At 42.6% G+C, this 13,956-nt stretch carries 15 protein-coding genes; 4 read left to right on the forward strand and 11 right to left on the reverse strand.

What is annotated here, in order from left to right:
* The first annotated feature begins 47 nt into the window (after nucleotides 1-47).
* Entirely contained in the window at nucleotides 48-1,061 is a 1,014-nt protein-coding gene (locus GQS54_RS12720) for an AraC family transcriptional regulator (RefSeq protein WP_166424361.1), read from the forward strand.
* A 253-nt stretch (nucleotides 1,062-1,314) separates the two neighbouring features.
* Here the strand turns inward: GQS54_RS12720 and trpS are convergent, their stop codons facing one another.
* Both trpS and rpe read right to left on the reverse strand, forming a co-directional pair.
* Complete coding sequence (gene trpS / locus GQS54_RS12725; protein ID WP_166424362.1) at nucleotides 1,315-2,328, reverse strand: tryptophan--tRNA ligase; 1,014 nt, start codon at nucleotides 2,326-2,328, stop codon at nucleotides 1,315-1,317.
* A 28-nt stretch (nucleotides 2,329-2,356) separates the two neighbouring features.
* On the reverse strand, nucleotides 2,357-3,031 hold the full coding sequence (gene rpe / locus GQS54_RS12730; protein WP_166424363.1) for a ribulose-phosphate 3-epimerase: 675 nt from the start codon (nucleotides 3,029-3,031) through the stop codon (nucleotides 2,357-2,359).
* A 309-nt stretch (nucleotides 3,032-3,340) separates the two neighbouring features.
* On the opposite strand from rpe, the gene GQS54_RS12735 reads away from it, so the two are divergent.
* The 3 genes from GQS54_RS12735 to GQS54_RS12745 all read left to right on the forward strand — a co-directional run bounded on the left by GQS54_RS12735 (nucleotide 3,341) and on the right by GQS54_RS12745 (nucleotide 4,957).
* Nucleotides 3,341-4,063, forward strand: a complete 723-nt coding sequence (locus GQS54_RS12735; RefSeq protein ID WP_205967747.1) for a TorF family putative porin — start codon at nucleotides 3,341-3,343, stop codon at nucleotides 4,061-4,063.
* A gap of 385 nt (nucleotides 4,064-4,448) precedes the next feature.
* Nucleotides 4,449-4,754 carry a hypothetical protein gene (locus tag GQS54_RS12740; protein ID WP_166424364.1) on the forward strand — a complete coding sequence of 102 codons (306 nt, stop codon included), beginning with the start codon at nucleotides 4,449-4,451 and terminating at the stop codon, nucleotides 4,752-4,754.
* 5 nt (nucleotides 4,755-4,759) lie between these two features.
* Nucleotides 4,760-4,957 carry a DUF2970 domain-containing protein gene (locus GQS54_RS12745; RefSeq protein ID WP_166424365.1) on the forward strand — a complete coding sequence of 66 codons (198 nt, stop codon included), beginning with the start codon at nucleotides 4,760-4,762 and terminating at the stop codon, nucleotides 4,955-4,957.
* Nucleotides 4,958-4,998: 41 nt separating this feature from the next.
* Here the strand turns inward: GQS54_RS12745 and GQS54_RS12750 are convergent, their stop codons facing one another.
* The 9 genes from GQS54_RS12750 to pilM form a co-directional block, all read right to left on the reverse strand.
* The gene (locus GQS54_RS12750) at nucleotides 4,999-5,835 is read right to left on the reverse strand and encodes a Dam family site-specific DNA-(adenine-N6)-methyltransferase (protein WP_166424366.1); all 837 of its coding nucleotides are present in this window, start codon (nucleotides 5,833-5,835) and stop codon (nucleotides 4,999-5,001) included.
* A 92-nt stretch (nucleotides 5,836-5,927) separates the two neighbouring features.
* On the reverse strand, nucleotides 5,928-7,481 hold the full coding sequence (locus tag GQS54_RS12755; protein WP_166424367.1) for an SPOR domain-containing protein: 1,554 nt from the start codon (nucleotides 7,479-7,481) through the stop codon (nucleotides 5,928-5,930).
* A gap of 31 nt (nucleotides 7,482-7,512) precedes the next feature.
* A complete protein-coding gene (aroB, locus tag GQS54_RS12760; RefSeq protein WP_166424368.1) occupies nucleotides 7,513-8,580 on the reverse strand; it encodes a 3-dehydroquinate synthase in 1,068 nt (355 codons plus the stop codon).
* Nucleotides 8,581-8,613: 33 nt separating this feature from the next.
* Nucleotides 8,614-9,129, reverse strand: a complete 516-nt coding sequence (aroK, locus tag GQS54_RS12765) for a shikimate kinase AroK (protein WP_006990745.1) — start codon at nucleotides 9,127-9,129, stop codon at nucleotides 8,614-8,616.
* A 236-nt stretch (nucleotides 9,130-9,365) separates the two neighbouring features.
* Nucleotides 9,366-11,108, reverse strand: a complete 1,743-nt coding sequence (locus GQS54_RS12770; protein WP_166424369.1) for a type IV pilus secretin PilQ family protein — start codon at nucleotides 11,106-11,108, stop codon at nucleotides 9,366-9,368.
* Nucleotides 11,101-11,634: a pilus assembly protein PilP gene (locus GQS54_RS12775; RefSeq protein ID WP_166424370.1), complete on the reverse strand. Its 534-nt coding sequence runs from the start codon at nucleotides 11,632-11,634 to the stop codon at nucleotides 11,101-11,103. Before GQS54_RS12775 ends, GQS54_RS12770 begins: the two co-directional genes overlap by 8 nt.
* Nucleotides 11,631-12,236, reverse strand: a complete 606-nt coding sequence (locus GQS54_RS12780; protein ID WP_166424371.1) for a type 4a pilus biogenesis protein PilO — start codon at nucleotides 12,234-12,236, stop codon at nucleotides 11,631-11,633. The genes GQS54_RS12775 and GQS54_RS12780 overlap by 4 nt, the downstream gene beginning before the upstream one ends.
* Nucleotides 12,233-12,817, reverse strand: coding sequence for a PilN domain-containing protein (locus GQS54_RS12785; protein ID WP_166424372.1), 585 nt, complete (start codon nucleotides 12,815-12,817; stop codon nucleotides 12,233-12,235). Before GQS54_RS12785 ends, GQS54_RS12780 begins: the two co-directional genes overlap by 4 nt.
* Nucleotides 12,805-13,902 carry a pilus assembly protein PilM gene (pilM, locus tag GQS54_RS12790; protein ID WP_166424373.1) on the reverse strand — a complete coding sequence of 366 codons (1,098 nt, stop codon included), beginning with the start codon at nucleotides 13,900-13,902 and terminating at the stop codon, nucleotides 12,805-12,807. Before pilM ends, GQS54_RS12785 begins: the two co-directional genes overlap by 13 nt.
* Between the last annotated feature and the right edge of the window lie 54 nt (nucleotides 13,903-13,956).

The raw sequence follows: 13,956 nt of genomic DNA on the forward strand, positions 1-13,956 counted from the left end.
ACTGGGATATACGGTATAAGCATTATATAACGAGTAGTTAACTTTTCATGCGCTATAAACATCATTCTATTTCTGTTCATTTCGCTCAAGCAATTGTTAAGCGCGCAATTGAAAGAGGGCTAGATGAGACGAAACTGTTCAATGAATCGGGCTTGAGTAAGGCTTTATTAGCCAACAACGAAGTTCGTATCACACCAGAACAACTCAGCCGTTTAATGCAGTCAGTTTGGCGCAGCGCCGATGATGAATATTTATGCTTTGGCAGTGAGCCTTCTCGCCATGGTGTTTTCAACTTGATGGCCAAGCAAGTTTCGCACAGTGCAAGTTTGCGCCAAGTGTATCGACGAGGGACTCGTTTCTACAATTTGGTCGCAAGCGCCACACAACTGAAATTTGAAGAACGTGAAAAGTACGCACGCTTTTATTTAACGTTGGCGCAACCAGAACGAGATCCCGAGCACGTATTGATTGATTTTCTATTGTTGCTTTGGCATCGTTTTCCAAGCTGGCTCATTGGCCAACGTATTCCGTTACGTAAGATAGGCTTTATGCATGCCAAGCCCGTTCATTATGAAGAGTATCGATTGATGTTCCCATGTGAAGTAGTGTACGAGCAGCAGAGTAATTATTTTGAATTCGAGCATGCTATTTTAAGTGCGCCAGTGGTACAAACTCAACAAAACCTGAATAACTATTTACAACGTTGCCCACTGGATTGGTTTAAGCGCCAGTCTTACTTTCCGGTTTTCACGCGCAAGGTTTTGAACTACCTAGAAGCCACTGATGATATGGCCTCGATCTGTATGACTGATATTGCCCAGCAACTTCACACGACTGTGCGTACTCTCAGGCGCAAGCTTCTGGAAGAAGGTACTAGTTTTCAAGAATTAAAAGACAGTGTACGCCGGGACGAAGCCATTCATTATTTAAGCCAACCTAATATGGCAATATCGCAAGTAGGGCGCGTACTTGGCTTTACTGAACCTGCCACTTTTGCCAGGGCATTTAAAAGCTGGACTGGCGTTGCGCCAAGCACGTATCGCAAATCTAAAATTCGTTAACGAATGTCCTATTTGGTTTAGAAAATGGCTTTTACTGCCATACGCACTTTCATATATTTACAACATACTAATTGTGTTCATAGTATTTTTGCTTTGAACCGCATCAAGACGTTAGCATGTTATCCCAACCTAACAGCCTGACTTCTTGTGCCTTTTAGACGGGCACTAAGAGTACTTATGGATTTCTTAGTGCCAGTTTTTAAGGCATAAAAAAAGCAGCTCAAGGCTGCTTTGAAAATCATTAAATCTTACCTCAAGGCTTTAACGGGCTGGTGACGAAACCAATAGCCTCATATACTTTATTAATCGTTTGCTGGGCGCGACCTTGAGCCTTTTCAGCGCCAACAGCCATTATACGGTCTAGTTCTGTTTGATCTTGACGAAGCTCAGCAAATTTTGCTTGAATGGGCTCTAACATGGCCACGATAGCATCTGCTACATCTGTTTTGAGGTGACCGTACATCTTATCTTCATAGGCTGGTACCAGGTCAGCGATAGATTGGCCCGTTGCACAAGATAATAAGCTAAGTAGGTTAGACACACCTGGCTTTTCAGTCGTATCGAAATAGATGCGGGCTTGATCATCTGAATCAGTTACCGCGCGCTTTATTTTCTTGCTGATCTTTTTCGGGTCTTCCAATAAACCAACAAAGTTATTTTGGTTATCATCTGATTTAGACATTTTTTTTAGCGGGTCTTGAAGACTCATTACACGCGCACCGACCTCTGGAATATAAGGATCGGGTATGGTGAACACCTCCCCATAGATATTGTTAAAGCGCGTTGCCACATCACGAGTCAGTTCTAAATGCTGTTTCTGATCTTCACCCACCGGGACTTGATTTGCTTGATACAACAATATATCTGCGGCCATTAATGCTGGGTAGGTATACAACCCTGCATTAATATTGGTGATATTTTTGGCAGATTTGTCTTTAAACTGAGTCATACGATTCAGTTCGCCCATTTGAGTGTAGCAATTCATTATCCAGGCAAGTTGAGCATGCTGAGGCACATGCGACTGCATGAAGATAGTACTCTTAGCCGGATCAATGCCGCAGGCAACGTACAACGCCAAACCGTCTAAACAGGCATTATGTAGAGCTTTAGGGTCTTGACGAACAGTGATTGCATGCATATCAACCAACATATAAAGACATTCATTGTCGTCTTGCATATTTACCCATTGACGAAGTGCGCCAATATAGTTGCCTAGGGTAAGTTGTCCAGAAGGCTGGCAGCCGCTTAATACAATTGGTTTACTCATAAGATAATTATTCTATTTTTGGAGTTAATTAGGAATTCACTTTGGCTAATTCAGCGCGCATTTCATCAATCACTTGACGATAATCAGGCTGATTAAAAATGGCGGAGCCTGCAACAAACATATCAGCACCTGCTTGGGCTATGGCGCGAATATTATCGACTTTTACGCCACCGTCAATTTCTATTCGGATATCGCGCCCAGATGCTTGCACCATTTTCCGCACTATTTGCAGTTTATCCAAGGTCTCGGGGATAAACGCTTGCCCGCCGAATCCTGGGTTTACCGACATAAGCAAAATATGATGCAGTTTATGAAGCGTGTAATCAAGACAATCTAATGACGTAGCAGGGTTAAGCACTAAACCTGGCTTGCAGCCGGAATCGATAATCAGCTGTATGCTTCGGTCCACGTGCCGCGACGCTTCAGGATGAAAGCTGATCATGCTGGCCCCTGCTTTGGCAAAACTAACGATCATTTCATCTACGGGTTCTACCATAAGATGCACATCGATTTCAGCAGTTACACCATAATCACGTAGAGCCTTGCATATCATGGGACCAATAGTGAGGTTCGGTACATAATGGTTGTCCATCACATCAAAATGAATCATATCGGCCCCAGCGGCTAGCACTGCGTCTACTTCGGCACCTAAGCGGGCGAAATCCGCTGAAAGAATGGATGGAGCAATCAAAAAAGGACGCATATAAGCCTCGGGTTGTGCAAAAACTTTATGTTACCGAATAAAGACTTAGGACTAAAGTGTGAATGTTGCACCAAATAAATGCTCATGCAACAAAGTGGTGCGCAAATGCGCGATAAGAGCACAGAGTAATTTACACACCTTTTCCAAAGTTTTCTAAAAAAACCTTTTATATCAATGTAATAAAATTGTTATCAGTAATATTTTTGACGTCTGATATTTAGGCATCCCTCTTGCGTAGTAGTGTTCAAACATAAGAATAATTAGACAGAAAACCTAAATACACAAATTAAACACTATTGGAGAACACACATGAACTCATCTATGAAGAAAACAGTACTTGCTGTCGCGCTGACTTCGGCTACGTTGTTGGCATCTGCCCCTTCTTTTGCAGAAGTTACTGCTAACGCAAGCGTTACCAGTAACTATATCTGGCGTGGTCTAACACAAACGACTAACGACGCGGCAGTACAGGGCGGTATCGATTATGCTGATGAAAGCGGCTTCTATGTAGGTACGTGGGTATCTAACGTAAATTATGGCGCTGATGATGTTTATTCGTACGAGCACGATATGTATTTCGGTTTTTCAGGTGAATCTGGCGACATCACTTATGATGTTGGTTACCTGTATTACAACTATGACAGTGAAGCAAACTTTGACTTTGCTGAAGTGTATGGCTCGGTAGGTTATGGTGGTCTTAGTGCAACACTTTCATTGTTAGCGCACACGGAAGCTGACGAAGGCGAAGGTCGCGATTACGGTTTTGGTCAAGCTTCCTATATCTCAGTCGACTACGGGATGCCGGTACTAAATGGTGCAGAGCTAGGATTTCATGTGGGTTACCACCAAGGTGATTTCGCAGAAGATTTTAACGGTGTACCAGATGGTTATACAGACTGGGGTATTTCAGTAGCGAAAGACGGCTTTAGTTTCGCTGTTACTGGCACTGATTTAGATAATACAGGTGCTGATGCTTACGATAACGATTCAATTAAATTTAGCGTAGGTTACGGGGTAGATTTCGAACTTTAAATTCCTGCGTTAGTTCAACGGCAAGTCAGATAAAAAAACCAAAGTTTATACTTTGGTTTTTTTTTGCATTTATTAAATTCATAAAAGAGAACTTGAACCTAATTAATAAACTACCGTGGCACAGATTAAGGTAGTGATAGGAAATGTGTTGTCAGTAGAGCATTAACACTAATTAGTCCCATCGCTGAGAAGTTATATTTGCAAAAAACACTCGCACCAGTACCAGCAAACTTTTTGGGGTTAAGAGATTTCCGGCATAAATACGTAATTAGCGAATAGAATTTTATCATTTTAGCGATGAATGACCTGACATTTAAGCTGAACTTAATCTGTTCGACGAAAGTATAAGGTATAATGCAACAAAATATTTCAGCAAGGAGGAATTATGAGTACTCATTTTAAACGACTAATTGGCTTCGGCGCTTTTGCATTAGTCGCCATGCTGGCCGTTGGTAAAACGTCTGTGAGTAACGAGACATTGTTCTGTAGTTGCCCACAAGCAATGGCGTTTGATCATGGTTTGCCTATGAGTCATCCAATTAACCGCTGCGCCAAAGTACAAGCCGATGTTATAAGCTGGTCGGGTTGGGTTACTGGGAATTCAACTTCCTATCAAATGCATTTTATTGATTTACTTGAGCTGCTTTCGCGTTATGCTGATGAATCGGACGATCTTCAACCACGAGCGTAATCATTATGGACAATACAAAAAGCGGGCTATGGGATGTTGTAAAAAGTGTTGCAGCAAGTGTTTTTGGTGTGCAAAGCAGTGCTAACCGCGAACGAGATTTTCAACAACAATCATTTGTACCGTTTGTTGTTGTGGGCATTATTTTCTTTATTATATTAATCGTGTCGTTAGTCTTAATTGTATCAGTTGTGATACCTGACTAATACGTTCCGCCGATTTCTTGGTGATATAGACGCTATTAACGCTAGCCCGTTAGACTGGGTTTAACATAGAGCGCCAGTAATTCACTAACTTTTTTCCTGCCATTGCCTTTTTGGCTAATAAAGCGACTAACTTGCAGTTCTGATAATTGCGCCAATGCATATAACCTTCTAGTGTCTGCCGTGTCGTGATTACTGATCAATACAGGAATATCCCGCTCAAAAGCAGTTTTTGCTGCTATCAACGCTAAACTACTCTGATGGGCCATTGAAAATCCTCCTTTCGCATAACTGGCAAAATTAGCGGTTTTACTGATTGGTGCATAAGGAGGGTCGCAATAGATCACGCTACCCGCGCGAGCACGACTAAAGGTTTTTTCATAAGATTCACAGACAAATTGGGCCTTTTTAGATTTTTCAGCAAAAAAGTACAGTTCTTCTTTGGGGAAATAAGGCGCTTTATATTTACCAAATGGCACATTGAACTTGCCAGATAAATTATATCTACACAGACCATTGTAGCCAAATCGATTCAAATAAAGAAACAGCACCGCGCGTTCATATATATCTTCACTGGCGTTAAATAAGGCGCGCATTGCATAGTAAGCGTCTGAATCGTTGTTCTGTGCGGTAAAGAGCGCCTGGGCGTCTTCTATGTAACGCTCGGGCTGTTGCTGCAATATCTTATACAGGTTAATTAGATCGGGGTTGATATCACTTAATAGATAACTGGAAAAATCCGTGTTCAGAAATACGGAGCCCGCACCTACAAAAGGTTCGACTAATTTTTTCGCTGAAGGTAAATGTTGGTTTATCTGCTCGACCAGCCGATATTTCCCGCCTGCCCATTTCAAAAAGGCTCTATTTTTCTTATTCTTCATTAAAGATTCTTGTCAGGCTCTGCTTTCGGGTAAGAAGGTGCAAAGTAGGGATTGTAACGAGCCAAGGCAAAAACAACAATTGGCATATGGGTTTAATTGGCAGAATTAATTTCTTGATGCACTTTTTGTAACGCTTTAGGGAACGGTGTTGCTTCACGCATCCCTTTTGGTAACGACGTGACCGCTCGTAAAGCTGCAGGCAGTGAAGGATAATGTTTGTTATACAATAAAACATACCAATCTTTATTATAACGCTTGGTCTGGTATACCCAAACGTGCTGTTGAATATCGTTGTTTTGTAGATATTTTTGTATCGCATCTCTGACGCTAAAACCAATAATCTGTAATACATACCCTTCATTGGGCAGGGCCAAGATGGTCGCCTCATCGAAGGCGTAAGGGTCAGGTAAGCTTGTGGTAGACGGTGCTTCCCTAATGGGGGGAACATCAGCGGCGACGGGTTTTGCTACCACGCCTATTTGCACGTTACTGTTTGCTGGAGCGACGTTAGTTTGTGCTATGTCCTCAGCCTCTATCTGAGTGTTTTGTTTTTGTTTAGCTGCATCTATTCGGTCACTTTCATTTTGCCAATTTGTAACTAAGGCGTCACCTCGGGATTGGATGACTTCGTTAGCTGCTGATGAAATAAGCGCTTGAGGCTTTTGCTCTGCGTTTTCAGCGTCGACTGAAGAATCTATTTTTTCTTTTGCTAATGGGCTTTTTTCAGCTAATAAAACGTTGTCAGTTGCGTCAGCGTCCCGGGCCTGTTCACTTGATGAGTTTTCACCCTTTGATGTTTTTATACTCGGGGCTAACGTCTGTATTTCTTCTTTCTGGTTAGCATTCGGCGATGCTGGATTATCCGCGTCGCTGAGCACTTTATTTGATTGATTTTCAACCGTCGTTTGATTGCTATCCGTTGACGAGCTTATTAACTCAGGATACTGAGAGAGCAATATTCCGCCGAACAGGCTTAAAAATAACGCGCCGATAATAGGAATAAACCAAGGGCGCTGCATAACACTGGGGGATTCAGTTGGAGGCACATGATTACGTTGTTCGATTCGTTGTGCAAATGCCTGTCGTTTATTAGCAATTAATTGTTCTAATTCACTGCCCGATACGTTCGTAGCGAGTTCAACCGCCGCACCAGAATCAACGACTATAACATTGTTACTGGGATCGCTGCGCAAAGCCTGATACGTTTTATTAATCCACTGACTCTGGGCGAAAACAAGTACGTTTACTTGACGTTCACTACCTCTTTGCAGGGCCACAATTAACTGTTGAAGGTCGTCAAGCATACTGGTTGAGAGGTGCTCACCTTTTGATATACAAATCAGCAGGGCTTGGGGTTGTCCCGTCTCATGTTGACCTATGCTTGGTGCGAGTAGTTTAGCGAGGGGAAGATTGCCAGAATTAGGTGTTAACTTACTGGAAAGTTGCTGGGTTAATTGCTGACGAAAATCATCTAGCATCATACTGGGCTTCGCAGTGAGTACGGCCACTTCATCATTTTCATTTTGTTCAGATAACAACGCATCGATGCAACTAGATACACTGAATTCGGGCTCAGACTTTACAAAAATGAGCCCTGATGAGTACTGAATGAGATGATTAAGACGTTTGTGCAATTCGCTTTGCAAAGATGTTTACTCAAAAATGGTTAATCGGCGGTTAGTTTAACAAGGCTGATAACAGGGTTTCATCCAAGTCAGAAGTGACGACTGCTTCACCAATGGTCGTGGGCAAAATATAGTTTAGTTTTCCAGCTTGAACTTTTTTGTCATGTACCATATGTTGCATAAATGTCTGGTAATTCATTTCAGTAGGCGGGGCAATGGGCAAAGCGAACGCTTCCAATAAGGCGATGATACGTTGAACTTCTTTTTCGCTCATCCAACCTTTCATTTGACCCGCTTGAGCGGCGAGTACCATGCCCGCTGATACGGCTTCACCGTGCAACCAGTTACCGTAGCCTTGTTCAGCTTCTATAGCGTGACCAAAGGTGTGCCCAAGGTTAAGCAAGGCTCGAAGGCCTGATTCACGCTCATCAATCGCAACAATTTCAGCTTTGATTTCACAGCAGCGGGCAATCGCATGCTGCAGAGCATCAACGTCTTGGCTAATCAATTGCGCGGTATTTCGCTCTAACCACTCAAAGAACGCTTTATCATAAATGATACCGTACTTAATCACTTCAGCCATACCAGCTGAAAACTCTTTCGATGGAAGAGTTTGTAATGTAGTGGTATCAATAAACACGGCTTTGGGCTGATAAAATGCACCAATCATGTTTTTGCCCAAAGGATGGTTAACGGCGGTTTTTCCTCCAACAGACGAGTCTACTTGAGAGAGTAAGGTCGTAGGTATTTGAATAAACGGCATACCACGCTGAAAACTAGCAGCAACAAAGCCAGTTAAATCACCAATAACACCGCCGCCAAGGGCAATCAGGGTCGTGTCACGGGCAGCAGACATGCTCAATAGTTGGGTGATCACATGCTCAAAACTCGCTAGATTCTTGTATTGCTCACCATCAGCTATCACAATCTTTTGAATTTCAATATCAGGTAAGCTATTGATAATCGTCTGACTATAGAGTGGGTCAACGACGGTGTTTGTGACCAATACCGCTTTGTTTGTTTTGATGTAATCTGCGAGTTTATTAGCTTGGGTTAGCAAACTCGGCTGAATAAAAATGGGGTAGCTACGCTCACCCAACTTCACTGTTAATGTTGTCATAAGCGCAGCCCTTTCGAGATGATATTTTAGCTATTACTGATTGATTTTCTCAATGATTTGATTAGCAACTGCGCGGGCGCTTTGCTCATCAGTATCAACAATGTAGTCAGCAGCATCTTCGTACATTGGGTTGCGTTCTTCTGCTAATCTACGCAAAACAGTTTCAGGATCGTCTTTTTGCAATAATGGACGACGTTTGTCACGTTGCGTACGAGCGACTTGTTTGTCGATAGTCGTTTGTAAGTACACGACTATGCCTCTCGCCGATAAGCGATTGCGAACGGCTTTGCTGACCACAGAACCACCGCCTGTTGCCAAAACAATGCCTTGTTTGTCGGTTAAATCATTTATGACGGTTTCTTCACGAGCGCGAAAACCTTCTTCACCCTCTAAATCAAAGATCCAAGCGATATCTGCGCCAGTGCGCTTTTCAATCTCTTGATCTGAATCATAAAATTCTAAATGAAGTTCGTCTGCGAGGTGTCTTCCAATCGTGCTTTTACCAGCACCCATTGGACCTATTAAAAAAATATTACGTTTTTCAGCCATTTTTGCTTAGTTCACAATTCTGTTTATTTCGGGGGTAGAAATCTATTATCGCGGCTACCCTTCAATGGATTAACCTGACCTCGTTGAAATTTCGAGGGCGGGATTATCTCAGCTTTACCCTGAAATTTGCAAGCTTTGTTAAGTCTAGGTGAAATTTAAATGTTGCTAGCGCCTAATATGTTGAATGTTTGAAACGCGGTTAAATAGCCTCTATGCCATATGTACCGCGCGCTTTGCTATTGTTCAACTAGATTTTCGAGCAGTATTTTAGGCGTGACAAAAATCAATAATTCTCGCTTCTCATTGACCGTTTGGGAGTTTTTAAACAGGTGACCTAGCACTGGGATGTCTCCAAGCAACGGAACTTTGTTCACATTTTCGGTACTGGTCTGCTGAAAAATGCCTCCTAACACGATAGTTTCACCATTATTTACCAGTACCTGGGTACTGATTTCTTGGGTATCAATTGCGACGGCTAAACCCGTTGACGTATTGACTGTATCGCCTCGTGTGTCTTGGGTGACGACTAAATCTAAAATTATTCTATTATCCGGAGTGATATGAGGCGTAACTTTCAAACTCAGGACGGCTTTTTTAAATTCCACAGACGTTGCCCCGCTAGACGTAGATTGCACGTATGGAATTTCAGTGCCTTGTTCGATGTAGGCTTCGCGCTGATTTGCTACGGTAATACGTGGGCTGGCAATCACTTCGCCTTTGTTTTCAGATTCAAGTGCAGAAAGTTCAAGATCCAAAATGGTGCCGTCAACTAATCGGGCTACCTGGATACCAATGCGCCCAGCTGCGTTGGTGACCGGTAGGTTAACATTCAATCTGTTATTAAGAGCTGGAACCACTCCACTGCTTAATGTGTCAGCGCCTTCTAATGAGCCGGATGTGGCGCTATCGCCAGATTTATTGCTAAAGCCCCAACGCACGCCTAATTGCTCATCGACATTGTCGCGTACTGTGACCATACGAGATTCGATTAAAACTTGTTTCACTGGTATATCTAAGTCACCAATCAGCAGGCGGGCCTCATCTATTGAGGTTTGGGTATCGCGAAGCAATACGGTATTGGTGCGTTCATCCACGGCAACACTGCCCCTAGGGCTTAGAATACTGCTATCAGTATTCTTTAATATATTGGCTATTTCCTTGGCTTTAGCATAATTGATTTGTATGTTTGCCGAGATAAGAGGTGCAAGCTGCGCTACCTGCTGGCGATTTTGTAACTGCTGAGTTTCGCGGGATGCGAGTTCTTCTGATGGAGCAATTAATAATATATTTCCTTCTAGGCGCTTATCTAATCCACGAATTTTTAAGATCATGTCTAGGGCTTGGTCCCAAGGTACACCGCTTAGGCTCAGGGTTACATTGCCACGTACGGTATCAGTGGTGACTAAATTAAAGTTATTTACTTGAGCAATAATTTGCAGCACATTGCGCACGGGCACATCTTGAAAATCTAATGAAATAGGCTCACCGCTGCGCACAGTGGCATTCTTAGCTTGCACCGAAGACTGAGGCTTAATCGTCAAGATTAATTGATTTTGATTTTTGCTGTGCTCAAACACCACATCTTCAAGTAAATTTAATTCTAAAACAGTGGCGCCTTTTAGAAAAAATGTTTCAATCTCTTTTACTGGCGTAGAAAATTCTACGACGTTCAAAGTAAATAGCTGATCCTCAGCGAGCTTAATATTTGGCAGAGTGAGCGTTAGTCGTTGTTTTGAGGCAATTAACTGCGGATTAATACGATTGTTATCAAAGATTAATGTCGCAATGCCATAACCTTGCGGGGTCCGAGTGAATTGAATATCTACCAATTGATTATGGGTCAGTTCATCAACGGCAGAGACCGAATCGATCAAAATTTCATCAGGTTGCGCTACGCCGTGAATATGCCAAGTCATGCACAGAAAGGTTAATATGCCTCTGAGCAGTTTGGGTAATAATTTTGAGTGGCGACTAGCCATTGTTCTCTCCTAGATTGGCTTGCATGGTCAATGTTGCTTGCTTTCTTTGCCAGCAGCCAGTGCCATCGGGCAACATTTCGCTGTAGGTGATTCGCCCATCTTTTATCTCGCTAATGCGACCATAAAAAAGCCCTAGATAGTCGCCAATTGTAGCGCGATACAAATTGCCATCATTCGTTCGGATGAGAGCCCAATTCTGGTTATTCTTCTTGATGGTGCCAATAAAAGCCATAGCATCTATTCCATGATTTTCTAAAGGCTGTTTTACATGAGCTGCATTTGGTTGAGGACAACTTGTAGTCGTGGATGCAGTCTCAATCTGCGGCGCATTTTTTAATCGCTTAAATGGGCTGCGTAATTCGTTAGCGGCATAAGTGAATGCCGGTGAAGTCGTAAACTCAGGGTAGGGCTCAATACTCATTGAGGTATTTTGTTTTACGTCAGCAATGTAGGCGTCTAAATTTTGCTGTTGTTCGGAACAGGCGCCGAGCAACCACATAGAGCAAAATAAAATGCGTAATTTCATTTATCTTGGCCTGAATCGGTAAATTCTGCTCGGTAGGTTTTGGCGGCTAATGTAAGTTTTAGATTTGACCGTTCTTGGCTTACTTCAAAATCATGCACTGTTACGATACGTGGTAGAGCAGCAATATCGGATACGAACTTGCCAAACGCATGATAATTACCCGTCACTTCAATTTGAATCGGCAGCTCGGTATAAAATTCTTTAGGTATTTCTTTTTGCCAATTCAACAGCTTAAATGTAAGACCAGCGGAAGTACCGACAAAGGTGATGTCATCTAATAAGCCAGGAGTTTCATTGCTAGTAGGCAATGACTTTAGCATCGAAGAGAAGTCTTTTTTTAAGCGAGATAACTGGACTTGGTAAGCGGGCAAATTAACGGCAATATTGTACTTACCTTGATAATTTCGCTTTAATTCTAGTTCTTCTAGTTGGGCTTTTTCAAGTAAAGGTAATTTGTCTTTTACTAAGGTGTAATAACCACCAATAAGCGTGATGACCGCGACAAATAGTGCAACTACCGTTTTGACTTCAAAAGGCCATGTGGCTAATTGGTCGAAATCTAATTCGTTGAGCTCTTTGAGTTTACTGAAATCAAATTTCATTTATTTTGTTGCTCCTTAATTTCACTAAAATCAGGCGCAACGTTAGAACTAATATTGAATTTGAGTTTAAATTCACTCACGGCGTCAGCGGCAGTAGTATCGGCGATGATCGAAGAGAGTTCACCGTCGTTAAATACAGCTGAGTTGGCCAGATTGCGCATAAAGTTAGCGAGTCTGTTATTTGAATCGCTAACGCCATCCACCTCTACCCGGTTGCTTGTTCGGGCGAAGCGATTAAAAGAAATGCCAGGGGGCACTACGCGAGCTAGTTCGTCCAAAACGATAGGCGCAGCGTTGCGGCTTACTTCAAGCTGCTCGATCAGTGTCATGCGCTGCTCAATCGCTTGCTTACTCTGTTTGATATCTTTAATTTTGCCAATTTGTATATCAATTTGATTTAACGCTTGAGTCAAAAAATGATTACGCTTCTCTTGAGTGGCAATTAATTGATCCATTCCTTTGCTTAGTGCAAACATCAGCAAGACCATAGATACGCCGATGCCAACCAACAGCGTCAGATAATTCTTTTTCTGTTGTTGGCGCTGTGCTTCTCGCCATGGGAGCAGGTTTATATGTGGCAAGGTGCAAAGCCCCTTAATGCTAACCCAACGGCAATAGCAAAATTTGCTCCTTGGGATGTAATTAATTCAGCGTTCTTGTCGTCACTTTGCATGCCAAGCAACGGGTTGAAAATTTGCACCTCAATGTTAAGTTCTTGGTTTAGTTCACGGGCTAAGTTTTGAAATGGCCCAACGGCGCCACAAATTAGTAGCTGCTGCGGAGAGGGCTGATGGGTTGAGCTTACATACATTTGAATAGCGCGGGTGACGTGTTGCTGTAAATTGGCTTGAAAAAGCATATAGCAGTCACGGTGCCAACTTTCTGGCAAGCTATTGGTTGTCAGTTGTTGCTCGTATTGAATACGTGTCAAATTGAAATTTGAACAACTATCTTGAGTCAACACATCAAGTCCAAAATTATGCTCTTTGGTGTAAAGCACCTTGCCATCGGATACCGCACAAAACTGCAGTTGCGACGCACCAATATTGATACAGCACTGAACAACCTTATCAACTAGCGGGCCAGAATTGTCATTAATTGATTCACTGGTCGCAGTAAAACGCATTACGGCGTTGGCGAGGGCATACACCTCAACATCGGCAATTTTCGTTTCAAACCCTACTTCGTTTAGTAACGTTAAGCGCGAGTCGATGATGTCTTTGTGCACGGCGCTGAGCAATACTTCGACTTTATTTGGATAACTCGCACTTGGGCCTAAGCGCTCAAAATCCAAATATATTTCTTCTAGTGGGTAGGGAATTAAGCTGTCTGCCTCAATCTCGATCTGGCTTTCAAGTTCAATATCAGTTAAGTCATCATCCATATAAGCTAATTTGTTGATCACCGCCTGGCCAGAGACAGCGATAGCCACTTGCTTAGCTTTACTTTTTAAACTGAGTTTAACTTTCTTAAGTGCTTGGCTTAGCGCTTCGTAATCTTTGATTTCACGATCTGCAAAAGCGTGACCGTTAATAGACTCGCACGCAATAGCGAGCAACGTAATGTGTTGTTTATGTTGCTCAAGCAAAATGGCCTTAACATAGCGGGTGCCTATGTCGAGTCCAATGAGATGTTGCGTCTTTTTAGCCAATAATTTGTTAAACACTTAAGGTTCCGATGCAATTATACAAAGCGGGATGTTAGTATTATTGCTCAACTT

This window comes from Paraglaciecola sp. 20A4 (genome assembly GCF_011378905.1).
Classification (GTDB): Bacteria; Pseudomonadota; Gammaproteobacteria; order Enterobacterales; family Alteromonadaceae; genus Paraglaciecola.